Source organism: Streptomyces sp. NPDC003247, from assembly GCF_042888135.1.
Lineage (GTDB): Bacteria > Actinomycetota > Actinomycetes > Streptomycetales > Streptomycetaceae > Streptomyces.
This window is the reverse complement of sequence record NZ_JBIAPF010000003.1, coordinates 931,686-956,990: the sequence shown is the minus strand read 5'-3', so window position 1 is coordinate 956,990 and position 25,305 is coordinate 931,686. Positions and strand designations below refer to the sequence as shown.

Here is a 25,305-nt window from a genome sequence, read left to right as displayed (position 1 = left end):
TCAGCGGTGCGCCTCCACGTCACAGTCCGCCCGGATGCCGCGCGAGCAGCCGGTGGTGGCCGGGTGGTTGCCGCCGAGCACCTGGCTGTAGCGCTCCAGGGCGTCGACCCGCAGCCGGGAGGCCTCCTCACCCCGCCCGAGCGCCCGCAGGTCCAGGGAGAGGTTCGTCAGGCAGGCCAGCGTGCCGGGATGGTTCTCCCCCAGACGCGCGCGGCACAGGGGCAGTGTGCGCTCGTTGATCTCGGCGGCTTCGGTGTAGTCGGCGACCCCGTAGTGGTCGCTGGCCAGGTTGACGGCGATGGACAGCGAACCGGGATGGTCCTCGCCCAGCGCCTCGCAGTGCAGCCGGTAGGTCTTCTGGTCCATGGTCAGGGCTTCCTGCGGATCACCGAGCGCGCGGACGGTCACCGCGAGGTCCGCGGCCGCGGCCAGCGTGTACGGGTGCCGTGGGCCGAGCAGCTCCTGCAGTGTCCGCAGGCAGTCGCCGCCCACCGCGCGGGCTTCCTCCAGCTCGCCGTTCTGCCGGAGGTCCATGGAGAGGTTGAGCACGGTGGCCGCCACGTTGAGGTTGCGCTCACCGAACCTGCTGCGGTAGAGCCGCAGGGTCTCGTCGTTCAGCTCCAGCGCTCCCGCGTGGTCGCCGGCCTTGCGGCGGTGCACGGCGAGGGTGCGGGCCGCGATCAGGCTGAGAGGCGCCGTACGGTCCCTGGTGACCTGCCGGACGAGTTGCAGGGTCTCCTCCTGCATGCGCCGGCTGCCGATGTAGTCGCCGTTCTCGCGGATGTCGATGGAGAGGTTGTTGGTGAGGAGCAGCGGCAGCAGGGCGTCGTAGCCGAGGAGCTGGACGGCGGCGTCCCGGGCCTGGGTGTCGATGCGCAGCGCCTCCGCGTAGTCGCCGACCAGGCGCAGGGCGAGGGCGTAGTCGTTGGCCGCGGCCAGGGTGGTGGGGTCGTTGTCCCCGAACTCGCGCACGGCCCGGCGCCAGCGGTCCTCCTCCAGTTCCACCGACCGGGCGAAGTCGCCGCGGATCTGGGCGTTCTCCGAGACGGCACCGACCGCGGCGAGCGTGTTGGGGTGGTCCTCGCCGACGCTCTCGCGCAGCAGGCGCAGGCTGTTGTCGTTCAGCTCCGAGGCTTCCCGGTAGTCGCCCAGGGTGCGCAGCGCGTGTCCCAGGGTGGCGGCCACGGTGAGGGTCTGCAGGTCGTTCTCGCCGAGCCGTTCGGTCCACGCCTGGACGACCTCACGGCCGTACTCCACGCAGGTCAGGTGGTCGCCCGAGCCGTGCAGGTAGCGGATGATGTTGCGGACCATGTCCCGCACCCAGCCGTCGTCGCACTCCTGGGCGCGCGAGAACCGGGCGTGCACCATGAGCTCCGAGTACCGCGGCCAGTTGACCGAGACCACGTCGCCCGGGTCGTAGTTGGCGAGCAGGACGTGGGCGGCGTGCCGCATGTCGGCCTGCTCCTGCGGGGACATCCGGCCGACCAGCACGGCCCGCACCAGTCGGTGCATCTGGATGGTGTTGTCCCGGTGGTTGATCCTGATGAGGGAGAACCGGTTGATCTCCCGGATGGCCTGCCCCAGTTTGACCGGGTCCCGGAGCACCTCGGTCAGTTCCGCGGGCAGTTCGACACCGCGCACGCCGGTGAAGATGCGCCGTGCGATCGGCTCGGGTGCGAAGAACGAGCACACCTGGAGCAGCTGGTGGGCCCCCGCGTGGCGCTCGGCCAGCCGTCCGAGGGACATGTTCCAGGCGGCGGCGACCGGCTCCGGGTAGTCGACGGGGACGCCCGCGGCGAGGAGTTCGCCGCGCTGCGAGTCCAGGTCCGCCCGTTCGTCCTCGAAAATCTGGAGGTACTCGTCCACGGGCATACCGGTTTCGGACAGCCACGCGGCGGCCTGCTCCAGGGCCAGCGGCAGATTGCCCAGGGCCTCGGCCACCCGGGCGGCCTGGGGGTGTTCGAGCTCCGGCCCGCGCCGGGCCAGCAGCTCGATGCTCTCCTCGGGGGTGAACACGTCGATGTCCACGGTCTGGGCGATCCTGCCCCACTGCGCGTTGCGCGAGGTCACGAGGATCCTTCCGGTGCCCCCGGTGGGGAAGAACTGGCGCACGGTCTCGGGATGCTCGGCGTTGTCGAACACCAGCAGCCACCTCCGGTAGGGGCGGCCCATGCGCAGGGCGCCGAGGACCGCCGCGATGGTGATCTTCTGCTCACCGCCGGTCTCGACACCGAGAACGGCTCCCAGTCGGGCGAGGGACTGCCGGATCTGCTCGGGGTGTTCGGCCGAGATCCACCAGACGACGTCGTATTCGTCCGAATGCCGGTATACGTACTCGACGGCGATCTGTGTTTTCCCCACACCGCCCAGACCGTGCAGAGCCTCGGGAAGAACCGCGGCCGATCCTTCGGTGGTGAGCCTCTGGTGAAGGGCATCCAATTCCTTGCCTCGCCCGGTGAAGGCCGGATTCCGGGGCGGGGCGTTCCACGCCGGGGGCAGATCTCCGGCCCGGCGCTCCTCCATGGGGGGAGAGCTCCCGACGAGGGGGACTGGCACAAAGGCTCCTTTCGTCGATGTGTCGATAAGTTCGTTCTCAGGTGTGTGGCCGCCCGAGGCCCCGGCCTCGGGCGGTCCGGAACCGGGCTTGTGACCGTAAGTCACGTGTGTCACCTCGGATTGACTGTTTGACCCCTCCTGTCCCGTGCCCGAGGCCGAGGGGGTGGGCGTGAACTGCTCCAGACGGCTGCGCAAGGACCGGGAGGACGCCAGGTACGGGCCACTGAGGGCCTTCGCCACTTTCACCTGAACGTGTGCGTACGGAATGAGCTGTTCGGGTAGCGGAAGGGTCGTCGCCTGCGCCTCGGGGTCGTCGAGCAGCGCTCCGAGATCGCGCAGCGGCTGCCAGCGCCGCCCGAGGCGCTCCAGCGTGCTGCGCAGCATGTACCGGGTCTCGTCCCGGGATCCGGCCGCGGACAGCATCAGTTCACGGACGCCGTCGTGGAATTCGTAGGCGATTTCCAGTTCGTCGAGCGGATCACTGCCGACCTTGCGCAGCAGGCCGCCCAGCATGACCTCGGCCAATTCGCCGGGCCCGGCTCCGGTGCCGCTGTGGTGCAGCACGTATTCCATCGTCGGCACGTTGAGCGGAATCGCCGCCAATCGGGCGGCGAGTTCCCAGGCGGCGGGGCTGGCGTCGGCCCGGAATCGGGTCACGCGCTCCATCGGGTCGGGGAATCCGGTCTCCCACCCGGCGTCCTCCGCCGGGACGCCCTGCTCCGGGGGCGTCGTCACCCAGACGTCGTGGTCGCCCGCCGTCGCCCCCGTCGCCAGCCGGGCCCAGCGCCCCAGCCACGCCGGGGACAGCTCCAGCACCGGCACCACCGGCCGGTCGTGCGGGCCGGCGCCCCGCACCCGCCAGGTGCCGTTGGGCGCTCCGGGGCCCGGAACGCGCACTCGGGCCAGGTGGGCGGCCAGTCCGGTGCGGTGCCAGACCGCCTGGGCGAGGACGTGCACCACGGCCACCGAGGCGTGCGGTGTCCAGTCGTCGAGCAACCGGGCCGCCCGTCCGCCGCGCCAGCCGGGGCCCACGCCGTCCGTCAGCACCAGGACCACCAGCCGCCCCCGGTCCGGCCACCCCCGGTCCGGCCGCCGCCCGGCCGGGTGCGGGCGCCCGGGGTGCCAGGGCGGATCCGTCTCCGCCGGCCGGTCCCCGTCGACGGTGTGCACCCGGATGTCCCGGAAGGCCCCGGTGTGCCGGACGGCCTGCTCGAACTCCGCCACGGTCCGCCGCCAGATCGCCATCGACGAGCTCACGTCGGCGACGAGGACGGCGTCCATCCAGCGCTCGCGCACCGGGCGGAACCGCGGGATCCAACGGCGGCTGAGCGCCGCGGCGTCCGCGGTCCTCTCCTCGTCCAGTTCCTCCTCGGTCGCCGAGTCGACCGTCCTCTTGAACGGCCGTAACGCGCGCGTGAGTTCCCGGGTCCGCCCCGGCGCCCGGAACGCCCGGGGTGCCCGGTGCGCCCGGTGCGCGGACATGCCCGGATCGCCCGTCGGCGCGGCGCCCGGCGTGGGCGTCCCGCCGGGCGGCTCGGCGCCCGGCGCCGAGCCCTCCGGAGCCCTGATGTGCGATTCCGGGCCGGGCGGCTCCTCCGGGCCGTCGGCGCCGGGGTCCGCCGACGGGGGAGGGGGGTCCGGGAGGCCGTCCGCGTCGCCCGGCGCGGGGTCGGCCGGCGGCGGCTCGTCCGGCCGCCCCGCCACCGGTTCCGCGCCGCCGCCGTATCCGTCACGGTCCTCGTCCCCGGCCCCGGCGGTGAGCAGGATCAGCGCGTCGGCTATCTCCGACCACGAGGCGCCGAACGGCTCCTTCCCGACTCCCTCGCCGCCGCCCTCGCGCGTCACGTCTCTGTCACGCCGTCGAGCCGGTGCCAGACGGCGCGCAGCAGTGCCTCCCAGTCGGCGCCACGGGAGTACGCTCCCGACGTCGCGAGCCAGATCGAGTTGAGCAGCTGGTCCGTGGCCAGTCCGCTCTCCTGCGCGCTGCGTTCCGCGAACAGCCGTACCAGCTCGGCGACCCGGGGGTCCGCGTCCTGGGGGCCGAGATGGGCGGCCACGATGCCGGCCAGCCGGTCCAGCCTCGGCTCCTCGACGTGCAGGTGGAGACACCGGCGCAGGAAGGCGGGAGGGAACTCGCGCTCGCCGTTGCTCGTGATGACGACCAGGGGGAACTCCCGGCACCGCACCCGGCCGTCGCGGATCAGGGCGGTGCGGCCGGGGTCGTCGGACTGGACCTCCACCACCGGCCGGCGGCTGCGCATCCGCGCCAGCTCGGGGACGACGAACTCGCCCGCCTCGAAGACGTCGAGCAGGTCGTTCGGCAGGTCCATGTCGCTCTTGTCGAATTCGTCCACGAGGAGCACGCGCGGGAGCCGGTACGGCAGCAGCGCCGTGCCCAGCGGGCCGAGCGCGAGGAACGAGCCGATGTCCGTCGTGGGGCCGGCCGCGTCCTCCTTGCCGGCCTCCCCGAAGCCGTCAGAGGTGGCGGCGGCGTGGATCCGGCTGACGGCGTCGTACCGGTACAGGGCGGACTTCAGCGTCGTCTTCGAGGTGACCGGCCAGCGCAGCACCCGTCCCAGCCGTAACTCCCGGCTGATGCGGTACGCCAGGGCCGACTTGCCCGTACCGGGCCGGCCCGTCACCAGGAGCGGGCGGCGCAGGATCAGCGCGGCGTTGACCAGGTCGGTCTCCGCGGCGTCGGCCGGTGTGCCCACGGGGCTCGCGCCGAGCCGGCGCCGCAGTTCCGCCTCGTCCTCCTGGGGCGGCGGCGGTTCGACGGATCCGGCCGGTCCGGCTCCTTCCGCGGATCCGGCGGGCCCGGCTCCTTCCGCGGATCCGGCCGGAGCGCCTCCTTCCGCGTCCCGGTGCGCGGAGGGGGACGGGGAGCTGCCGGTGAACGTCCGCCAGGGCGGCGCCGGGGGCAGCAGGTCGGTCAGCTCGATATCGTGCAGCGGCAATCCGGTGCCCCTGTACACCCACCAGGACCGCGGAACACGTGCGGACGGGGCACCCGTGCCGTTCCCCTCGGATCGTGCCGTGCCGGTCATCGACCGTCCACCCCCTGGTCCGGTCCGGTCAGCGGCTGGGGGTTCTCGATCGGCCTGGTCGGGTCGTCCCACAGGAGGACGGTGTGGTGCCCCGGATGATCGTCGCGGCCGTTCAAGGAACCCCCGTGGGCTTCGATGCGTAATTCTGTCACGGCCTCACGGAGCCCTGAAAGGTTGCGGAGCAAGCCGTATACGGTCTCGTCCGTTTTCTCAACTCCCTTGCGGGTCGCGGAGTTACGGGCGTCCCACACCAGTGCGGGTATCCCGCACCGAAGTCCCACGAGTGCTTCCTGCGCCCCATCGGTCGAGCCCTCCGGAGGCTGCGACAGGACGAGGCAGCCGATCGACCGGTCGCCTTTCAGGCGGGCGTCGAGCCCGGAGACGTCCCCGTGCCGGGGGTCCTCCGGCCGGCCGCCCCCCACCACGAGCGGCCGGGCCAGTTCGGGCGTGTCCGTGACGGCCGCCCAGCGCTGCCGCCACGCCCGGTGCCACCGCGGGGTGCGGCAGCGTTGCAGACTGCGGACGACCACGCAGTAGCCGACGCTCAGCGAGGACGGCGGGTCGCTGTCGAGTTCGGTGCGGAAGCGGTGCACCGGCAGGTTCAGGTCCTCCGGTCCGAGCACGAACTCGACGTGGAGGCGGTTGGCGTCCCGGGCCCAGTCCTCGTCGGCCTCGAACACCAACCGCTCGACCACCCGCTCCACCTCGGCCAGCGACACCTCCACACTGCCCTCCTGCCGGGGACGCCAGGAGGTCGGTTCGTCGGGGTCGTAGTGCCGCCACGAGGTGAGCTGGTAGCGGCCCGGCTCCTCGCGTCGCAGCAGCCGGATGACCAGGTAGGCGTTGCCGGGTTCGGGGGTGTGGGCGTAGGCCACCTGCTGCCGGAGGCTGCGCAGCTCGGTCAGCAGCGACAGGGCGTGGGCCCGGGCGTCGTTCCAGGCCCGCAGGGCGATACCGCGCTCGTAGGGGGCCTCGGCCGCCACGTACTCGACGAAGGCGAGGGTGGGCGGCAGCCCGTCGGGGCGGGCGTTGAACCGGCTGAGGCTCTCGAAGGCGCTCCAGGCGTCGCCGTACGGGGGGACGGGACGCAGGTCGGCGACGGCCCTGCGGCACAGCGCGGGCAGGTTGGGCAGGGCGAAGCCGTCCAGGAGCGGCCGCAGGGTGAGGACGTCGTCGGGCGGGAGGACGGGGTCGGCCAGCAGGCTGTCGGTGAGCGCCCGTACTTCCTCGACGTCCTCGTTGAGGGCCGACAGCGCCTCCAGCAGGGCCCGCATGGTGCGCGGGTTCTCCAGGCAGACGGCTGCCAGGTCGAGTAGGAAGTACTGGGTCACGTCGTACTCCCGCACCGCGGGCGGAGTGCCGAGCTCCTTGGCCATGAGCCGCAGGCACAGGGCCCGCGAGCCGCGCTCCTGCAATCCGCCGCACTTGCCCAGGGCGTCCGCGAACTCCTTCACGAGTCCGAGACCGCCGCCCCCGTAGGCAGTCATCCCTCACTCCTTCGAGCGTCATGTGGGGACCGGGTCCGCGCACGGGGAAGGTCCGGCGCCCCCGGTGTCAGACGAGCCGGTGCTCGTCCAGGTAGTGGCGTACCTGCCGCACGGCGGGCGTGTCGGGCCACAGCACCTCGAGCGCGTCCAGCAGCGACTGCCACCCGTCCAGGTCCTCACAGGTCCGCACCAAGGACACCGCCTCCAGGCGTGGGTTCTGCTGGCGGCTCGTCATGACGCCTACGCGCGGCAGCTGGTCGAGGAGCATCTGCCAGGACGCCGGAGCGGCGATGCCGGGCACGCGCAGCAGCAGCGTGGCCAGCTCGCCCGTCTGACGGGCGGTCAGCCCCTGCGGCGGGGTGGCGGGGGCGCGCGCCTCGGTCTGGGCGAGCAGCTCGAAGGCGAACGCGGCGGCGTGCCGGGCGGCCACCGGCTGCCAGTGGGCGTCGTGCCCCTCGTCCTTGTCGCCCAGGAGATCGGAGACGCCCCGGACGACCAGTGCCTGCACCCGGGGGTTGATCCGGGCCGCGGTGAGCAGGCCGAGCCCCTCCATCTCGACGGCCAGCGCGTCGCCCGTCACCTCGCGCAGCAGCCGGCCGGACGCCGACCCGGTGTCGGCGACCACCTTCGCGCCCGCGGCCAGCGCCCCGACGTATGCCGCCGGGGGCCGCGGGGGAGACGGCCGGATACGGCGCCGCCACCGGCCGTCGGCCGCGACCAGGCGCGCCCTCTGCACCAGCGCGAACGACGACGGCCAGGACTTGATCCGGGGCCGGAAGCCGTCGGCCTCGTCCCGGCCGCTCTCGTAGCCGTAGACCGTGTCGGCGGCCACCACGTCCCCCAGCCGGACGTCCTTGCGGCCGCCCGCGACGCCCACGAACAGCAGCACGGAGGGGCGCAGGCGGGCGACCGCGCGCTCGGCCAGCGCCGCGGCCAGCTCGTTCCCGGCGCCGCCCAGTTGCACGGCGACCCTGAGGCGGCCCCGCTCCCCGTGGAAGTGCCCCACCTCGTACGCGGCGCCGTCGGCGCTCCGTCTGCTCCGGCCGGGTTCGAGATGCCCGACGACGGCCCGGAACTCCGGCTCGACGGCGGTCAGCACGAACGCGTCGACGTCGTCGTCATCCACAGGCAGTCCCCCCGTCGCCGGCCGTTCCCCCCGGCCGCCTCACCCCCGACCGTCGCCGTGCCCGATCGGGACCTCCATGGTGAGGGATGCGGGGGGCCAGGGGAACAGGGCGGGGCGGGCGGGGGCCCGCTCGCGCCCCGGGCTCTGCCCCCCGGCCCGGGCTCTGGCCCCCGGCCCGGGCTCTGGCCCCCGGCCCGGGCTCTGGCCCCCGGCCCGGGCTCTGGCCCCCGGCCCGGGCTCTGGCCCCCGGCCCGGGCCCTGGCTCGCACCCTGGGCCCTGGCTCGCGGCCCCGCCTCCGCCCGCACCGTCGTACGGGCCGTGCGCGTCGGCGTCGACGCCGGCTGGGCGGACTGCGGGATGCGGGACGACCGTCGGCTTCAGGACGTCGTCGGCGGGCATCCCGCACTGCCTCACGGGCTGCCGGACGGCGACCCGCGGGGGCCTGTCGTTGGTGGCACGGGTCGCCCGGCCGCCTGCGCGATCCGTTCGGGTCTCCGGTCAGCCCGCGGCCAGGTCGGCCTCGATGCCGCGGGCGGCCGCGTTCAGGGTCGCGACCAGGGACTGGAGCCGGCCCGGGTCGTAGCGCACGCCCGGCATCGACACCGACACCCCCGCCAGGGCGACCCCGTCCGTGCCGCGCACCGGTATGCCGACGGCCACCAGACCCCGTTCGGAGCGGTCCTGGTTCACCATGAAGCCGCCGCGGCGCGCCCGCTCCAGGTCCGTGGCGAGCGCCGTGAGGTCGGGCCGCTCGCCGGGCCGGTCGTGGTAGCGCTCGACGGCGTACACCTCCCGGAGCTCGTCCTCGGCCAGCTCGGCGAGCAGCAGCAGTCCGGCGGTCGTGCGGTGCGCGGGGAAGACCATGCCCTCGCGGGACCCCACCCGCAGCGCCTGCGCGCACTCCACGCTGGCGATGAACCGGGCGGTGTCCCCGGTGCGGATCGTCAGGTTGGCGGTCTCCTCCAGCAGGCCGACCAGCCGGTGCAGATGCGGCAGGGCGACCGCGCGCAGCCGGGACACCTGCGACTGCGAGTGCGCGGCCAGCTCCAGGACCGGACCCGCGCGGTAGACCCGCTGCTCGTCCTGCACGGCGAAGTCCCGGTATACGAGCATCGCCAGCAGCCGGTGCGCGGTCGACCGGGCCACCCCGAGGCGCTCGGCGACCTGCGACACGGTCAGCCCGCCCTCCAGCTGGAGCATCGCCGCGGCCCGCAGGGCGTGGTCGACGCTGCTGATGGCGTATGGCGGCGGGTTCTTCAGCGGCTTGTCCAACGCGGCCTCCCGGTTCCGCTCACCCCCCGCACTGTTCTGTCCTCCAGAATCTACATGTCTTCCAGGTGAACGCGGCGCACTCTGAGCCCGTGACCGAAACCTCCCTCGCACCCGACATCGCCACGGGCTCCCCCGTCCGCCTGGAAGCCGTCTCGGCGCCGGGCCAGCCCGAGGTCACCCCGGCACTGGAAGACCTGTACCGGGGCTTCGAACAGGAACTCCTCGTCCCGCTGTGGACCGAGATCGGCGACCTGATGCCCGCCCACCCGCGCTCGCGAGCCGTGCCGCACCTGTGGCGCTGGGAGCAGCTGCGCGCGCTCGCCGCCCAGGCCGGCGAGCTGGTCCCGGTGGGCCGGGGCGGCGAGCGCCGCGCCATCGCCCTCGCCAACCCGTCGCTCGGCGGCCGGCCCTTCGCCACCCCGACCCTCTGGACCGCCATCCAGTACCTGATGCCCGGCGAGGACGCGCCCGAGCACCGGCACACCCAGCACGCCTTCCGCTTCGTCGTCGAGGGCGAGGGCGTATGGACGGTCGTCGGCGGCGACCCGGTCGCCATGCGGCGCGGCGACTTCCTGCCGCAGGCGGGCTGGAACTGGCACGCCCACCACAACGCCACCGCCGAGCCCATGGCCTGGATCGACGGCCTGGACATCCCCTTCCAGTACGCCTCCGAGGCCCAGTTCTTCGAGTTCGGCCGCGACGAGATCAGCGACGCCGAGCGCATCACCCCCGACCGGTCGCGCGCCGAGCGCCTGTGGGGCCACCCCGGCCTGCGTCCCGTCGCCGCCGGCGAACCCACCCCCGGCTCCCCGCTGCTGGCGTACCGCTGGGAGCACACCGACCGCGCCCTGGCCGACCAGCTCGCCCTGGAGGCCGAGGGCTTCGGCGGCACCGTCGAGCGCGGTCACGCCGCCGTCCGGTTCACCGACCCGTCGACCGGCGCCGACGTGCTGCCCACGATCCGCGCCGAGATGCACCGCGTCGCCCGCGGCACCGAGACCGCCCCGGCGAAGGAGACCGGCTCCTCGGTCTACCAGGTGTTCGACGGCTCCGGCACGGTCACTGTCGGTGACACCTCCTGGTCGGTCACCCGGGGCGACCTGTTCGTCGTGCCGTCCTGGCAGCCGTTCTCGGTCCGCTCCGAGGCGGGCGCCACCGACTCCGACTCCGGAGCGCTGGACCTGTTCCGCTTCAGTGACTCCCCGATCTTCGAAGCGCTGCGCCTCGACCGCACCCACGTGGAAGGAACCACCCGATGAAGCTCGCCACCATCCGTACCGAAGGCACCACCCGGGCCGTCCGGCTCGACGGTGACGTCCTGGTCGACCTCGGGGTCCCCGACGTGGGCGCACTGCTGGCCGAGGACGGCTGGGCCGAGCGCGCCGCCGCCGTCACCGCCGGGGGCGCCGCCACCTACGCCGTCGCGGACGCCGACTTCGCGCCGGTCGTGCCGGCCCCCTCCAAGGTGGTGTGCGTCGGTCTCAACTACCGCAACCACATCCAGGAGATGGGCCGCGACCTGCCCGAGCACCCCACCCTGTTCGCCAAGTTCGCCGACTGCCTGATCGGCGCGGGCGACGACATCCTGCGCCCCGACGAGACGGAGGAGTTCGACTGGGAGGTCGAGCTCGCGGTCGTCGTCGGCAAGCAGGTGCGCCGCGCCCGGGGCGCCGAGGCCGAGGCGGCCATCGCCGGCTTCACCGTCCTGAACGACATCACCTGCCGCGACTGGCAGTTCCGCACCCGTGAGTGGCTCCAGGGCAAGATGTGGGACTCCTCCACCCCCGTCGGCCCCTACCTGGTCACCCCGGACGACCTGCCCGGCGGCGTCCGCCCCGCCCTTGACGTCAGGCTGACCGTCGACGGTGAGGTCATGCAGTCCGACAACACCGGCGACCTGCTCTTCGACCCGGTCGCGCTGGTCGAGTACGTGTCGACGGTCATCCGCCTGAACCCCGGCGACGTCATCGCCACCGGCACCCCCGGCGGCGTCGGCCACGCCCGCAAGCCCTCGCGCTACCTGCTCGGCGGCGAGACCGTCGTCACCGAGGTCGAGGGCATCGGCCGCCTGGAGAACAAGGTCGTCAAGGAGAGTGCGGTCTGATGGGCCGCCCCGCCCGCACCTTCGACGACGCCCGCGCCTGGGAACGCCTCGGCACCGAGCTGTTCCTCAGCGCCGCTGGCGTGGACGACGCCGCGATCGCCGCGCCCAGCGCGCTGCCCGGCTGGAGCCGGGGCAACGTGATCGCCCACGTCGCCGCCAACGCCGACGCCCTGGGCAACCTGGTCCACTGGGCCGCCACCGGCGAGCCGACCCCGATGTACGCCTCCCCCGACGAGCGCGCCGCCGGGATCGAGAAGGGCTCCGTCCTCCCGGCCGCCGAGCTGACCGAATGGCTGCGCCGCTCCGCCGGCGAGCTGGCCGCGTCCACCGCCGACCTCGACGACGAGCAGTGGGACAACGAGGTCGTCACCGTCCAGGGCCGCACCGTCCCCGCGACCGAGCTGCCCTGGATGCGCTCGCGCGAGGTGTGCGTCCACGCGGTCGACCTCGGCACCGGCCTCTCCTTCGCCGACCTGCCGGACGGCTTCCTCGCCGCCCTCTGCGACGACGTCGTCGGCAAGCGTTCCCAGAACACCGCCGGGCCGGCCCTGCGGCTGGACGCCACCGACACCGCGGACAGCTGGGAACTGCCCGGCGAGGGCACCCCGACCGTGCTGGCCGGACCCCTGTTCCAGGTCACGGCCTACCTCACCGGACGGGCCCACGCCCTGACCACCGCCGCCGGCGCGCCCGCGCCGGAGATCGGCCCCTGGCTCTGACCCGCCGCGTCCGGGCCGGCTCCCCGCCGGCCCGGGACGTCCGGACCGAGCCCGGCGCGGACTCCACCATGGCCCGCGCGGACCGCCCGGCGACCTCCTGACGGACCGCCGGCCGCCCCCGGAACCCACCTGCCCGCCCACGGCCGGCCACCGGAGAACCGGCCGCCCGCCCACCCACCGCCGGTCACCCGGGGGCACCGGACCCGCCCGGCGACAGCCCGCCGCGCCGTGCCGCGCCCGCGCACCGGCGCCGGCCCCCGCGCCGTCGTACGCCTCCCCGCTCCGACGGCCCCGCCCTTCGACGCGCCCGCCGCCCGACGGGCACCCCGAGTCGACGGCAACGCCGCCGATGACCCACGCGACTCGATCGAGGAAAGACGATGAACCCTGCCACCCCTTCCACCGGCGACCAGCCCGACGTCCTCATCGTCGGCGGCGGCATCGGCGGTCTCAGCTCCGCGTTCGCCCTCGCCCGCCAGGGGCTGCGCGTGCGCGTCCTCGAACGGGCCAAGGAGTTCGGCGAGGTCGGCGCCGGCATCCAGATCGCCCCCAACTGCACCCGCATCCTCCACGAGTACGGCCTGCTCGACGAGGCCAAGGACCTCGGGGTGCTCCCCGAGAACATGGTCATGCGCGACGCCGTCGACGCCCGCGAGCTGACCCGCCTCGACCTGCGCGACCTGGAACGCCGCTACGGGTTCCCGTACATGGTCATCCACCGCAGCGACCTGCACGGCATCTTCCTGCGCGCCTGCCGCCGGGCCGGTGTCGAGCTGGTCACCGACAAGACGGTCACCGGCTACGAGCACACCGAGGGCGGCGCCCTGGTCCGGCTGGAGGACGGCACCAGCGAGTCCGCCCCGCTGGTCGTCGCCGCCGACGGCCTGCACTCCGTCGCCCGCCGGCAGCTCGTCGGCGACGACGTCGTCAGCTCCGACTACGTCGCCTACCGCGCCGCCGTCCCCATCGAGAAGGTGCGCGACAACGGCATCGCCGAGAAGGACGTCACCGTCTACGTCGGCCCCCGCTGCCACTTCGTGCAGTACGCCCTGCGCGGCGGCGACATGTTCAACCAGGTCGCCGTGTTCGAGTCGCCGAAGGCGCTGGCCGGCCGGGACGACTGGGGCACACCGGACGAGCTGGACGCCGCGTTCGCCCCGACCTGCGACACCGTGCGCAAGGGCATCCCGCTGATGTGGCGCGACCGCTGGTGGCAGATGCTGGACCGCAACCCCGTCGACACCTGGGTGCACGGCCGGATCGCGCTGCTCGGCGACGCCGCCCACCCGCCGCTCCAGTACATGGCCCAAGGCGCGATCATGGCCATCGAGGACGGCTGGGTGCTCGCCCGGCACGTCGCCCGGCTGCGCGCGGAGTCCGGCGCCGAGGCCACCGCCCCGCCCGACTGGGACGCCGCCCTCGCCGCGTACGAGGCGGTCCGCGTCGAGCACTGCCGCCGCGTGGTGGAGACCGCCCGCGCCTGGGGCAAGCTGTGGCACCTCGACGGCACCGAGCGCCTCCAGCGCAACGCGATCATGGCGGAGCGCGACACCTACGACTACGGCTTCACCGACTGGGTGTACGGCCCGACCGCCCTCACCCCCGACGAGGAGCCGGCCATGTTCACGCCGATCCCGCTCGCCTCCGCCGACCTCGGCCCGGTGTCCGGGGCCGCCTCCGCCGACCTCGGCGCCGGGGCCGGGGCCGGGACGGCCTCAGCCGCCGAACCGGTCGCGGGAGGCGCCCGCTGAGCGACGCCTTCCTCTCCGCCGCGGCCCGCACCCCCTTCGGCCGCTTCGACGGATCCCTCGCCGAGGTCCGCCCCGACGACCTCACGGCCGACGCCCTCACCGCCGTGCTCGCCCAGGCCCCGGGCCTCGACCGGGACGAGATCGGCCAGGTCGTCCGGGGCGAAGGCATCGGCGTCGCCGACCTCAGGCGGCGGCTGGAGGCGACGGCGCTGGGCCGACCCGCGACGCGCGGGTGCGGCCGCCGCGTCGGCGGCGTTCACCGCCACCGGCCGCCCCGGCGCTGCCGGTGGCGGTGAGCGCCGTCAGGAGGTTCCGCCCCCGCTGTCCGCGCCGCCGGGTGAACCGTCGGCGCCGCGCCCGGCCAGTGCGTCGGCCACCGTGGCGCGGACCGGCAGGATCAGGGAGAGACCGGTCATGTTGATCATGCGCTCCAGGCGGTCGGGCACCGCGGCCAGGACGAGCGAGCCGCCCGCCCCCTGGGCCGCGTGCCACAGCCCGATGAGCGTGCTGAGACCGGTGGAGTCGAAGAAGTCGACCCGCGCCAGGTCCAGGACGAGGTGCACGGTGCCCCGTTCGAAGAGGGCCAGGGCGTGCGAGCGCAGCGTCGAGGCCGTGTGCAGGTCGACGTCTCCGGTGACGGAGAGGACGGCGAGGCCTTCGTCGAGGTGCTGGACGGTCACCTGAAGGGTGTCGGTCATCACTCCCGGGCGAGGTGCGTGGGCGCTGCGGTGGGGTGGGCGGTGCCGGTGGTGCCGTCGTCGGCGGGGGCCTCGGCCGAGGGGACGGACAGGGCCGGCGGGGCGACGTCGGGCTCCGTCCCGGCGTCCCGGCTCCCGGCCTTCCGGCACCGCCGTTCGTGCCGCAGCTCCGGCTGGTCCCTCAGGGGCGCGGCCGGATCGGCGAGCGTGGCGCCGTCCGACGGGGTGCCGAGGACGTCGTGGCGGCGCACCGCCGCGGTCCGGGCGCGTTCGTCCCGGGGCGCGCTCGTCCCGGACGCCCGGCCCGGTCCGTCCAGCGCGCCCGCAGCCGCGCCGCACCGCGCCCGTCCCCCGGTCACCGCGGCGGCGCGCCGTCCGGGTCCGGGCCCCGGACGGTGGTCAGCCCGGCGAGACCCGAGACGGTCAGGACGGGCTCCAGCAGCGGCGTGACGACGAGCACCAGGCGGTCCGCGTGCGCGAAGAGCACGCTCAGCCCGGCGCTGTCCAGGTACTCCACCCCGGTCAGGTCCAGGACGAGGGGGCCGGAGGTCGCGTCGAGGGCGTCCGCCAGGGAACCGATGTTGCTCATGTCGATCTCCCCGGCGGCCACGAGCCGGGCGGTGCCGTCCGGGTTCCGGCCGGGAGTGAGGATCAGCGGGGTGGTCATCAGGCGATCCTCATCTGCATGTCGACGGTGGTGCCGGACGGGCCGGGAGTGATGGTGACGTGCTGCATCATGGCGCGCATCAGGGAGACACCACGGCCGCGGTGGGGGTTGAGCTCGGGCCGCGGGGTCTTCCACCGGCCGCTGTCGGCGACCGTCAGACGCAGGTCGTCGCCGAAGGCCTCGGCGCGCAGGCGCACCGCCTCCCCCGGGGTGTGCCGGTGGCCGTGCTCGATGGCGTTGGCACACGCCTCCCCGGCGGCGACGAGGACGTTCTGCACGGTGTTCGGCGGCAGGCCGCACTGGGCGAGCCAGCCGCGCAACGCCTTGCGGACCGGCGCGAGCTGCGACGACTCGGCCGGGAAGGTCATCTCCAGCGGCGACGGGTGACGGTAGAGCAGCAGGGCCACGTCGTCGTCGTAGCCCCCGGCCGGCGCGAGCTGTGCCATCACCTGCGTGGCCAGTTCGTCGACGGGCACGTTGCGGCCCTGCTGCACCGCCTGGCCGGCCAGGTCGATGCCGACGTTGAGCGAGCGCCGGCGGCGTTCGACGAGCCCGTCGGTGTACAGCAGCAGCGTGGCCCGCGCCGGCAGCGTGCAGGCGCCTTCCGGACGCTGCCGGCCCGGACGTACGGCGAGGGGGAGGGAACGCCCGTCGTCCAGCAGCCGGATCGTGCCGTCGGGGTGGGTGAGGATGCCCGGCGGGTGCCCCGCACTGGAGTAGGTCAGCAGCCCGGTCTCGGGGGAGAGCACGCCGCAGAAGACGGTGGTGCACATCGCGCCCGTGATGCCCGCGGCGAACTGGTCGAGGGCCATCAGCGTCCGGGAGGGGCTGGAGTACTGGAGCACGAGGGCACGGCAGGCGCTGCGCAGCTGGCCCATGACGGTCGCCGCCTCCAGACCGCGTCCGACGCAGTCGCCGACGACGATGCCGATCCGTCCGTCCGGCAGTGTGACGGTGTCGTACCAGTCGCCGCCCACCTCCAGGGGCGGAGTCGCGGGCTCGTAGCGGACCGCGAAGCCGTCGGGGAGCCGGGACGGACCGAGGATGGCGCGTTGCAGGGCGATCGCGGTCTCCCGCTGCTGGTCGATCTGGTGCGCCCGCACCAGCCCCTGCGCGAGGCGGCCGGCCAGCAGCGACAGCAGCAGGTGGTCCTCACGGGTGAAGGGCCGGTGTTCGTCCAGGTCGATCCAGAGGGCCAGCGGGCCGTCGGGGTGTTCCAGCAGGACGCCGGCCCCGGTGCCCTCGGCGACGGGGGTGAGCGGGGTCCGGTCGCGCAGACCGGCCAGCGCCTCCCGCCGCGCGGCCGGCAGGTCCTCCCACCGCGGCGGCGGGTCCGTCGCCGTCAGCGCCGGTACGGCCCCCTTGCCGAAGACCGCGGCCACGGCACCCCGGGCCCGCCACAGCCCCTTCAGCTCCTCCAGTGCACCCGACAGCGCCTGCGGCAGGCTCGACGCCAGGGACAGGGAGGTGCTCAGCGCGGCCAGCGCCGTCTCGCGCTGGACGGCGTAGTGCTGGGCGGTGACGTCGCGGAAGGTGCCGACGGTGACGCCGCGCCCGGAGTCGGGGTCGTCGACCCGGGCGAAGGTGACGGTCACCCACAGCCGGTGGCCGTCGCGGTGGCTGACCGGGACGGTGCAGGAGCCCCGGGTGCGTTCCAGCAGTCCGGCGAACGCCTCCCGGGTCCGCCGGTGCGCCTCGGGATCGGCGGCGGCGTCCGGCCACCACGGGGGGACCGGCGGGTACGGCAGGCCCTCCGGGCCGTAGCCGAGGATGTCGGCGAACGCGCTGTTGATCTCCACGACGGCCCCGGCCTCGTCGCAGACGAAGAACGCCTCCTGGAGGGAGTCGACGAGCGCGGTCCGCCAGCGGGCGTGATGGGTGCGCAGCCGCGCCAGTTCGACGTTGGCCCGCACCCGCGCGAGGAGCTCCGCGGCGGCGAACGGCTTGACCAGGTAGTCGTCCGCGCCCGCCCGCAGGCCCTCGATCGACGCCTCCTGCCCGGCCCGGGCCGACAGCAGCAGTACCGGCACGGAGGCCGTGCGCGGATCGGCGCGCAGCCGGCCCACCAGCCCCAGGCCGTCCAGCACCGGCATCATCACGTCGCTGACGACGAGATCGGGGGCGTCGCGGCGGACGGACCGGAACGCCTCCAGACCGTCGGTGACGGTGGTGACGTCGTAGCCCGCCCCGGTGAGCATCCGCGTCAGGTACTCGCGCATGTCCGCGTTGTCGTCGGCGACGAGCACCCGGGCCCGGCCCCCCGGCCCCACGGCCCGCGGCGCGCCGGCACTTCCCCCGGCCTCCGCCTCCGCCGCGCTGCCGGCCGGCCCGCCGGAGTGAGTGCCGGAGCCGTGACCGGGCAGCCAGCGCAGCGCCTCCTGCACATACGGAGCGGCGGTACCGGAATCGATGGCACCGGAGCCGATGGTCCCGGATTCAGTGGCACCGGAGCCGATGGTCCCGGATTCAGTGGCACCGGATTCAGCGACCCCGGAACCAGTGGCACCGGAGTCGACGGTCCCGGAGTCGACGGTCCCGGACTTGACGGTCCCGGAGCCGACGGCACCCCCCGTCCCCCGCACCACCGACTCGGCCGGCAGATGGGCGCTGCCGAACGGCAGCCGGATGGTGAAGCGGGTGCCCGCGCCCTCGGTGCTCTCGGCGGTGATGGTGCCGCCGTGCAGACCCACCAGCTCCTGCACCAGGGCCAGCCCGATGCCACTGCCCTCGTCGGAACGGGACCGGGCGTTCTCGATGCGGTGGAACCGCTCGAACAGCCGGGGCATCTCCGCCTCCGGCACCCCCGTGCCGCTGTCGGCCACGGTGACCACGGCCTGCGCGCCCTCACCCCGCACACCGACCCGTATCCCGCCGTCGAAGGTGAACTTCAGGGCGTTGCTGAGCAGATTGAGGACCACCTTCTCCCACATGCCGCGGTCGAGGTACACCGGCTCGGCAGGCGACCGGCAGTCGACGTCGTAGTCCAGCCCGGCCCTCTCGACCGCCGAGCGGAAGACACTGGCCAGCTCGGCCGTCACCGCGGCCAGGTCGACCGGCTCGTACCGGGCCTGCATCCGGCCGGCCTCTATGCGGGAGAAGTCCAGCAGCGTGTTGACCAGCTTGCCCAGCCGCAGCCCGTTGCGGTGGACGACGTCGAGCTCCTGCCGCACCGGCCCGTCGGCCGTGTCGGCCAGCCGGCCGCGCAGTTCCTCGACCGGCCCCATGATCAGCGTGAGCGGGGTGCGGAACTCGTGGCTGATGTTGGAGAAGAAGGCGGTCTTCGCCCGGTCCAGCTCGGCCAGTTCCTCCGCCCGCCGCTGCTGCGCCTCGTAGCTGCGGGCGCTGCCGATGCCGGACGCGATGTGACCGGCGGTCAGCTCGACGAAGCTGCGGTAGCCCGCGTCCAGTTCGCGGTAGCGGTTGAGCGCCGCGACCAGGAAGCCGTAGGGCGTGCCGCCCTGCTGGATCAGCGGCACCACGAGCGCCTGGACGGGCGGTTCGGGCCAGTCCCCGCGGGGCAGGCCGGCGAACGCGTCACCGGCCAGCGGCACGAGTCTCGTCCCGCTCTCGGCCAGGGCCGCGACCGGCCACACCGCGTCCGGGGCGTCGGCGGCGAGGACCGCCGGCGCGGCCGGGTGGCCGGCCGGGACACCGGCCGCGCCGGCGAGCCGGGCGGTCCCCTCGTCGAACAGGTAGGTCAGGGTGAAGGGCAGGTCCCGCCGGTTGCGGGCCAGCTGCCGGTCGACGAAGGCCAGCACCTCCTGCTCGGTGCGGATGACGCTCGGGTCGGACCCCAGGTCGCGCAGCGTGGCCATCCGCCGCTCGCCGATCACCCGTTCGGTGTCCTCGCTGACCACGCACAGCATGCCGACCACGTCACCGGAGTCGTCCCACAGCGGACTGTAGGAGAACGTGTGGTAGGTCTCCTCCGGGTAGCCGGACCGCTCCAGGAACAGCAGCAGCCCCTCGTCCCAGGTGGCCTCGCCCGTACCGAGCACCGAGTCGATGCGCGGGCCGATGTCGTCCCAGATCTCCGCCCACACCTCGTTCGCCGGACGTCCCAGCGCCCACGGGTACTTGCTGCCCAGCGTGTCGCGCCGGTAGGCGGCGTTGCAGAAGAACGTCAGCCGCTCGCCCCAGGCCATCCACATCGGGAACCGGGAGGAGAGCAGGATGCTCACCGCGGTCCGCAGGCTCTGCTGCCACCCGGCGGGCGGGCCGAGCGGAGTCGCCGCCCAGTCCACCCGGGCGAGGTCCTCGCCGACCTCCCGGTCGGCCGCGAACACATCGCCTCCGGCCGCTGTCGGCGGCCTGGGCCCAGCGTCGTCCGAACGTGCCACGCGACACCCTCCCGTCCTGCCGGTCCACCTCCGGCACCCTCGCCGTACCGACCGCGCGGGACCCCGACCGCGCAGGATCCCGACCGCGCCCGCCCCGACCGCTCGGGGACCCCGACCGCGCCCGCCCCGACCGCGCCCGCCCCGGCCGGCACGCGACGGACCGCCGCATCTCCGCGTCCCGCCGCTGACGGAGGGCCACCCCGCCCCTCCGCCCGGCCGACGGCTCCTCGCCCCGGCCCGGGCCCGCACCGTCACCGTGACCCCGGACGTCGTGCTGCCGGAGATCTCGGCGAGGCTCTGTGCGGGCTGTTGACGACCGATAGAGTATTCCAGCCGGTCGGGGAACCCGGTGCGCGTCAAGGGGGGGACGACCGATCCGCAGGGAACCGGGGACACACGCTCCCCGGACCGTGCGCCGGCACCCCGGCCACCGGACCCGCCCCCCCGGCATACCCCATCGCGGCGGCCGGGCAGGAGACAGGGTGACTGAGGAAGAGGGCCCGCTGGCCGTGGAGATCACTCCGCAGCCCGGCTCCGCGGGACCGGTGGTGCTGCGCGTCACCGGTGATCTGGACCACTACACGGGCCCCGACCTACGCCGGGCCGTGGACGAGGCGCTGCGCAACCCGGGCACGGGCGTCGTCGCCGATCTGTCGGGCCTGGACTACTGCGACTCCACCGGACTGACCGAGATCATCAGGGCATTCCACCGCGCCGAGGCGGCGGGCACGGCTTTCTCGGTCGCGGCGCTGACCCCCGCCCTGGACCGGCTCTTCCGCATCGCGGGACTCGACGAGCTGTTCCCCCTCCACCCGGCCGTCCAGGACGCCGTCGACGCCCTGAGCGGCTGAACGCCCGGCCGGACGCCCGAGGGTGCGCCGCGTGGGTCCCCGCTCGGCAGCGGGCCCGCTCTCCGGAACGCCTACCCTTGAGCCATGACCAGCAGCAGCGACCGGAGCCCGGCAGTGGACGTTCCCGCACCCAAGAGCTACGAGATCCGCACCTACGGGTGCCAGATGAACGTCCACGACTCCGAGCGGTTGTCCGGACTGCTGGAGGAGGCCGGCTACGTCCGCGCCCCCGAGGGCTCGGACGGCGACGCGGACGTCGTCGTCTTCAACACCTGCGCCGTCCGCGAGAACGCCGACAACCGGCTGTACGGCAACCTCGGCCGGCTGGCGCCGAAGAAGGCGGGCCGGCCGGGCATGCAGATCGCGGTCGGCGGGTGCCTCGCGCAGAAGGACCGCGACACCATCGTGAAGAAGGCGCCCTGGGTGGACGTCGTCTTCGGCACGCACAACATCGGCAAGCTGCCGGTCCTGCTGGAACGCGCGCGCGTGCAGGAGGAGGCGCAGGTCGAGATCGCCGAGTCGCTGGAGGCGTTCCCGTCGACCCTGCCGACCCGCCGCGAGAGCGCGTACGCCGCCTGGGTCTCGATCTCCGTCGGCTGCAACAACACCTGTACCTTCTGCATCGTGCCGGCGCTGCGCGGCAAGGAGAAGGACCGCCGCCCCGGCGACGTCCTCGCCGAGGTCGAGGCCCTGGTCTCCGAGGGCGTCTCCGAGATCACCCTCCTCGGCCAGAACGTCAACGCGTACGGCTCCGACATCGGCGACCGCGAGGCCTTCAGCAAGCTGCTGCGCGCCTGCGGGAGCATCGACGGCCTGGAGCGCGTCCGCTTCACCTCCCCGCACCCGCGCGACTTCACCGACGACGTGATCGCCGCCATGGCCGAGACGCCCAACGTGATGCCGCAGCTGCACATGCCGCTCCAGTCCGGCTCGGACACCGTCCTGAAGTCGATGCGCCGCTCCTACCGCCAGGAGCGCTACCTCGGGATCATCGAGAAGGTCCGCGCCGCCATCCCGCACGCGGCGATCACCACCGACATCATCGTGGGCTTCCCCGGCGAGACCGAGGAGGACTTCGAGCAGACCCTGCACGTCGTGCGCGAGGCCCGCTTCTCGCAGGCGTTCACCTTCCAGTACTCCAAGCGCCCCGGCACCCCCGCCGCGACCATGGAGAACCAGATCCCCAAGGCGGTCGTCCAGGCGCGCTACGAGCGTCTCGTCGCCCTCCAGGAGGAGATCTCCTGGGAGGAGAACAAGAAGCAGGTCGGCCGCACCCTGGAGCTGATGGTCGCCGAGGGCGAGGGCCGCAAGGACGGCGCCACCCACCGCCTCTCCGGGCGGGCCCCCGACAACCGGCTGGTCCACTTCACCAAGCCGGAGCAGGAGGTGCGCCCCGGCGACGTGGTCACCGTCGAGGTCACCTACGCCGCCCCGCACCACCTCCTCGCCGAGGGCGCCGTCCTCGGCGTGCGCCGCACCCGCGCGGGGGACGCCTGGGAGAAGCGCACCGCGGAGAAGGCGGCCAAGCCGGCGGGCGTCATGCTCGGCCTGCCCCGGATCGGCGCCCCGGCCCCGCTCCCGGTGGCCACCGGCACCGGCTGCGGCTGCGACTGACGGAGCCCGCCCACCCGGGGCCCGGAAACGGCCCACCCACCACGGCTCCCGACCGCCGCGCCGCCCGCTCGGGCGACGTGAACGCCTGCCGGCCGAAGACGCCGACGGACGTGCCGACGGACGCTGCCGACTGACGGGTGGCCGGGCGGGCCGACGGACGCGATGCCGGCCGGCGCGGCGGACGTGTCGTGCGACCCGTCGGCCGACGTACAGCCGTACAGCCGTACAGCCGTACGTCCATACGTCCGGACGTGCTGACCGCGGGGTGACGACGGGCGGGGACTACGCTGCCGATCATGCTTGTCGCCGCCGCAGTCTGCCCCTGCCCGCCGCTGCTCGTGCCCGAGGTCGCCGCGGGTGCCGCACCCGAGCTGGACGCCGCGCGTGCCGCCTGCTCCGAAGCCCTCGGCGTGCTCGCCGCGGCACGGCCGGACCGGCTCCTGGTCGTCGGACCCGCTGACGAGTCGGGGCGGGGCACCTACCCGGAGGGCACACGCGGCTCGTTCCGGGGTTACGGCGTGGACCTCGCCGTACGGCTGGGACGCGGCAGCGGCGAGGGCGTGGCCGAGCGCGAACTGCCGGCCTCCCTCGCCGTCGGCGCCTGGCTGCTGGCGCGGCACGGGTGGCCGAAGACCCCCGTCGAGGGACTCGGCGTCGCACCGCAGCTCGCACCCGAACGGTGCGCCGCGACGGGCCGGGAGATCGGCGCCCACCCGGGGCGGACCGCGCTCCTGGTGCTGGGCGACGCCAGCGCGTGCCGCACGCTGAAGGCGCCGGGCTATCTCGACGAACGCGCGGCGCCCTACGACGCGGAGGTCGCGCGGGCCCTCGGCGCCGCGGACCTCCCGGCGCTCATGGCGCTCGACGCCGGACTGGCGCGCGAGCTGAAGGCCGCGGGCCGGGCCCCCTGGCAGGTGCTCGCGGGCGCGGCCGAGGGCGCGGGCCTCGAGGGCACCCTGCTGTACGAGGACGCGCCGTACGGCGTCGGCTACGTGGTCGCGGCCTGGTCGTGACGTCCCTTGCGTGTCGGTCGTCCCCGAACGCTCGGACGGCGGACGGTCGGACGGCGGACGGTCGGACGGCGGACGGCCGCGTGCGTCGTCGCTCCGCGGCCGTCCGCCGGTCTGTCCGCTGATGTCGCTGTACTGCTGCTGTACTGCCGTGTTGCAGCTGTGCTGCTGTACTGCTGTACTGCTGCGTTGCCGTACTGCTGTACTGCTGCGTTGCCGTACTGCTGTTCCTGCCGTGGACCGCTGCTCAGGAGGATGGCGGGGGCGTCTTCGGCGGCGTGAACGTGTCGCCGCCCGCCCCCGGCTCGTGCCGGTGCGCGAGCCGGTCCATGGCGCCCTTGGCCTTGTCGGTGCCCGTGTGGATCCTGTCGCTGTACTTGCCCTTGGTCCTGTCGTCGACGACCTTGGCGGCCTTGTCGATCCCGTGCTGGATCCTGTCCCCGTGCTGGTGCGCGAGGCCGGAGACCTTCCCCTTGGCCGGAGCGAGCTTGGCCTTGAGATTCTTCAAGAGACCCATGGGTCACCTTCCCTGGCGGGTCCGTTACCTGCGGGCGCCCTCGCCGGCCTCGCTGCCGACGGTCTCCTCGGAGGACTGCTGCCGGGGGATCTCGACGCCGTCGGCGGCCGGGCTCTCGTCGGCCGACGCCACCGTCTCCCCGGCGCCACCGGCCCCGGCGGAGTCCCGCCCCGGCGTGTCCCCCACGGCCGACGCCGCTTCCGCGTCCTCCGCCGGCGTGTCGGCCGACGTCTCGGCGGTGATCTCCGTCTCCCGCGCGGTCACCTCCTCCGTGACCGTCTCCTTCGCAGCCGTCTCCGCCGCAGCCGTCTCCTCCGCAGCCGTCTCCTCCGTGGTCTTCGACCTCCGGAAAAGCCGCGCCAAAACGCCCATATCCACTCCATACGGTACTCGTGCGGGCGAAATCCCGCGTTGCCCGGTGCGTCCGTTTGCGCCGCCGGGATGTGCCGCCCCGTGAACGGGCGACGGGAATCTCGCAACGGGCAACGACACCGCGGCGGCCCCGTCACGTAACTCGTTCGAGAGCCGGGTGAGAGGTTTGCGAAACTGGTGCCGTGAGCAGCGCACCCCTCGCCCCCCGCGTCATCGCCGTCGTCGGACCGACCGCGGCCGGAAAGTCCGATCTGGGCGTCTTCCTGGCCCGGCGCCTCGGCGGCGAGGTCGTCAACGCCGACTCCATGCAGCTCTACCGAGGGATGGACATCGGCACCGCCAAGCTGACGCCCGAGGAACGCGGCGGCATCCCGCACCACCTCCTGGACATCTGGGACGTCACGGTCACCGCCTCCGTCGCCGAGTACCAGAGACTGGCCCGCGCCCGGATCGACGCACTGCTCGCCGAGGGCCGCTGGCCGATCCTGGTCGGTGGCTCCGGGCTGTACGTCCGCGGCGCCGTCGACAACCTGGAGTTCCCCGGCACCGACCCCGAGGTCCGCGCCCGTCTGGAGGAAGAGCTCACCCTGCGCGGCTCCGGCGCCCTGCACGCCCGGCTGGCCGCCGCCGACCCCGAGGCGGCGCAGGCGATCCTGCCCAGCAACGGCCGCCGTATCGTGCGCGCCCTCGAAGTGATCGAAATCACCGGCAAGCCCTTCACCGCCAACCTGCCGGGCCATGACTCCGTCTACGACACCGTCCAGATCGGCGTCGACGTGGCGCGCCCCGAACTCGACGACCGCATCACCCGCCGCGTGGACCGGATGTGGGACGCGGGTCTCGTGGACGAGGTGCGCGCGCTGGAGGCGCAAGGCCTGCGCGAGGGGCGTACGGCCTCGCGCGCGCTGGGCTACCAGCAGGTCCTTGCCGCACTCGCCGGTGAGTGCACCCAGGACGAGGCGCGCGCGGAGACCGTCCGTGCCACCAAGCGCTTCGCGCGCCGTCAGGATTCATGGTTCAGGCGCGACCCGCGGGTGCACTGGTTGAGTGGGGCCGCGGCGGACCTCACGGAACTTCCGCGGCTCGCGTTGGCGTTGGTCGAACGACCGGTTACAGCCTGATCACGTCATGGCATCGGGACGCTCAGGCCGTCATCCGGGCCTCCGGCCCCGT

General features: G+C 74.0%; 20 protein-coding genes. 9 read left to right on the top strand and 11 right to left on the bottom strand.

The annotated features are described in order from the left end of the window. The 5 genes from fxsT to ACFYWQ_RS13450 form a co-directional block, all read right to left on the bottom strand. Entirely contained in the window at positions 1 to 4,401 is a 4,401-nt protein-coding gene (gene fxsT, locus ACFYWQ_RS13470; protein ID WP_389515833.1) for an FxSxx-COOH system tetratricopeptide repeat protein, read from the bottom strand. After that, positions 4,398 to 5,513 carry an AAA family ATPase gene (locus tag ACFYWQ_RS13465; protein ID WP_389515831.1) on the bottom strand — a complete coding sequence of 372 codons (1,116 nt, stop codon included), beginning with the start codon at positions 5,511 to 5,513 and terminating at the stop codon, positions 4,398 to 4,400. The genes fxsT and ACFYWQ_RS13465 overlap by 4 nt, the downstream gene beginning before the upstream one ends. A gap of 86 nt (positions 5,514 to 5,599) precedes the next feature. Beyond that, positions 5,600 to 7,090: a hypothetical protein gene (locus tag ACFYWQ_RS13460; RefSeq protein ID WP_389515829.1), complete on the bottom strand. Its 1,491-nt coding sequence runs from the start codon at positions 7,088 to 7,090 to the stop codon at positions 5,600 to 5,602. Positions 7,091 to 7,157: 67 nt separating this feature from the next. Then, positions 7,158 to 8,216 carry a hypothetical protein gene (locus tag ACFYWQ_RS13455; RefSeq protein WP_389515827.1) on the bottom strand — a complete coding sequence of 353 codons (1,059 nt, stop codon included), beginning with the start codon at positions 8,214 to 8,216 and terminating at the stop codon, positions 7,158 to 7,160. Positions 8,217 to 8,715: 499 nt separating this feature from the next. Beyond that, a complete protein-coding gene (locus ACFYWQ_RS13450) occupies positions 8,716 to 9,489 on the bottom strand; it encodes an IclR family transcriptional regulator (RefSeq protein WP_389515825.1) in 774 nt (257 codons plus the stop codon). An 89-nt stretch (positions 9,490 to 9,578) separates the two neighbouring features. Here ACFYWQ_RS13450 and ACFYWQ_RS13445 point away from each other — a divergent pair, with 89 nt between their 5' ends. The 5 genes from ACFYWQ_RS13445 (at position 9,579) to ACFYWQ_RS13425 (ending at position 14,359) form a co-directional block, all read left to right on the top strand. Next, positions 9,579 to 10,748, top strand: a complete 1,170-nt coding sequence (locus tag ACFYWQ_RS13445) for a cupin domain-containing protein (RefSeq protein WP_389515823.1) — start codon at positions 9,579 to 9,581, stop codon at positions 10,746 to 10,748. Beyond that, positions 10,745 to 11,593, top strand: coding sequence for a fumarylacetoacetate hydrolase family protein (locus tag ACFYWQ_RS13440; RefSeq protein ID WP_389515821.1), 849 nt, complete (start codon positions 10,745 to 10,747; stop codon positions 11,591 to 11,593). The genes ACFYWQ_RS13445 and ACFYWQ_RS13440 overlap by 4 nt, the downstream gene beginning before the upstream one ends. Next, positions 11,593 to 12,312 carry a maleylpyruvate isomerase family mycothiol-dependent enzyme gene (locus tag ACFYWQ_RS13435; RefSeq protein WP_389515819.1) on the top strand — a complete coding sequence of 240 codons (720 nt, stop codon included), beginning with the start codon at positions 11,593 to 11,595 and terminating at the stop codon, positions 12,310 to 12,312. The genes ACFYWQ_RS13440 and ACFYWQ_RS13435 overlap by 1 nt, the downstream gene beginning before the upstream one ends. Before the next feature lie 380 nt (positions 12,313 to 12,692). Then, entirely contained in the window at positions 12,693 to 14,063 is a 1,371-nt protein-coding gene (locus ACFYWQ_RS13430; protein ID WP_389515817.1) for an FAD-dependent oxidoreductase, read from the top strand. Between the two features lie 104 nt (positions 14,064 to 14,167). Then, positions 14,168 to 14,359, top strand: coding sequence for a hypothetical protein (locus ACFYWQ_RS13425; protein ID WP_389515815.1), 192 nt, complete (start codon positions 14,168 to 14,170; stop codon positions 14,357 to 14,359). Positions 14,360 to 14,365: 6 nt separating this feature from the next. On the opposite strand, the gene ACFYWQ_RS13420 is transcribed toward ACFYWQ_RS13425, so the two are convergent. From ACFYWQ_RS13420 to ACFYWQ_RS13405, 4 genes are read right to left on the bottom strand one after another with little or no spacing between them, the layout of a single operon-like run. After that, complete coding sequence (locus ACFYWQ_RS13420) at positions 14,366 to 14,761, bottom strand: STAS domain-containing protein (protein ID WP_389515813.1); 396 nt, start codon at positions 14,759 to 14,761, stop codon at positions 14,366 to 14,368. Next, positions 14,761 to 15,120 (bottom strand): hypothetical protein, encoded by a 360-nt coding sequence (locus ACFYWQ_RS13415; protein WP_389515810.1) that lies wholly within the window; start codon positions 15,118 to 15,120, stop codon positions 14,761 to 14,763. The genes ACFYWQ_RS13420 and ACFYWQ_RS13415 overlap by 1 nt, the downstream gene beginning before the upstream one ends. After that, positions 15,117 to 15,428 carry an STAS domain-containing protein gene (locus tag ACFYWQ_RS13410; RefSeq protein WP_389515809.1) on the bottom strand — a complete coding sequence of 104 codons (312 nt, stop codon included), beginning with the start codon at positions 15,426 to 15,428 and terminating at the stop codon, positions 15,117 to 15,119. The genes ACFYWQ_RS13415 and ACFYWQ_RS13410 overlap by 4 nt, the downstream gene beginning before the upstream one ends. Next, positions 15,428 to 19,714 carry a SpoIIE family protein phosphatase gene (locus ACFYWQ_RS13405; protein ID WP_389515807.1) on the bottom strand — a complete coding sequence of 1,429 codons (4,287 nt, stop codon included), beginning with the start codon at positions 19,712 to 19,714 and terminating at the stop codon, positions 15,428 to 15,430. Before ACFYWQ_RS13405 ends, ACFYWQ_RS13410 begins: the two co-directional genes overlap by 1 nt. A gap of 536 nt (positions 19,715 to 20,250) precedes the next feature. Here ACFYWQ_RS13405 and ACFYWQ_RS13400 point away from each other — a divergent pair. The 3 genes from ACFYWQ_RS13400 (at position 20,251) to ACFYWQ_RS13390 (ending at position 23,246) form a co-directional block, all read left to right on the top strand. Continuing rightward, positions 20,251 to 20,619 (top strand): STAS domain-containing protein, encoded by a 369-nt coding sequence (locus ACFYWQ_RS13400; RefSeq protein WP_389515805.1) that lies wholly within the window; start codon positions 20,251 to 20,253, stop codon positions 20,617 to 20,619. A gap of 84 nt (positions 20,620 to 20,703) precedes the next feature. Then, a complete protein-coding gene (gene miaB, locus ACFYWQ_RS13395; protein WP_389515803.1) occupies positions 20,704 to 22,233 on the top strand; it encodes a tRNA (N6-isopentenyl adenosine(37)-C2)-methylthiotransferase MiaB in 1,530 nt (509 codons plus the stop codon). A gap of 296 nt (positions 22,234 to 22,529) precedes the next feature. Further along, entirely contained in the window at positions 22,530 to 23,246 is a 717-nt protein-coding gene (locus tag ACFYWQ_RS13390; protein ID WP_389515801.1) for a class III extradiol dioxygenase subunit B-like domain-containing protein, read from the top strand. A 244-nt stretch (positions 23,247 to 23,490) separates the two neighbouring features. On the opposite strand, the gene ACFYWQ_RS13385 is transcribed toward ACFYWQ_RS13390, so the two are convergent. Then, positions 23,491 to 23,760, bottom strand: a complete 270-nt coding sequence (locus tag ACFYWQ_RS13385) for an antitoxin (RefSeq protein ID WP_389515799.1) — start codon at positions 23,758 to 23,760, stop codon at positions 23,491 to 23,493. Positions 23,761 to 23,784: 24 nt separating this feature from the next. After that, a complete protein-coding gene (locus ACFYWQ_RS13380; RefSeq protein WP_389515798.1) occupies positions 23,785 to 24,132 on the bottom strand; it encodes a hypothetical protein in 348 nt (115 codons plus the stop codon). A gap of 182 nt (positions 24,133 to 24,314) precedes the next feature. Between ACFYWQ_RS13380 and miaA the strand changes: the two genes are divergently transcribed. Then, a complete protein-coding gene (gene miaA, locus ACFYWQ_RS13375; protein WP_389515796.1) occupies positions 24,315 to 25,253 on the top strand; it encodes a tRNA (adenosine(37)-N6)-dimethylallyltransferase MiaA in 939 nt (312 codons plus the stop codon). Positions 25,254 to 25,305 lie beyond the last annotated feature (52 nt).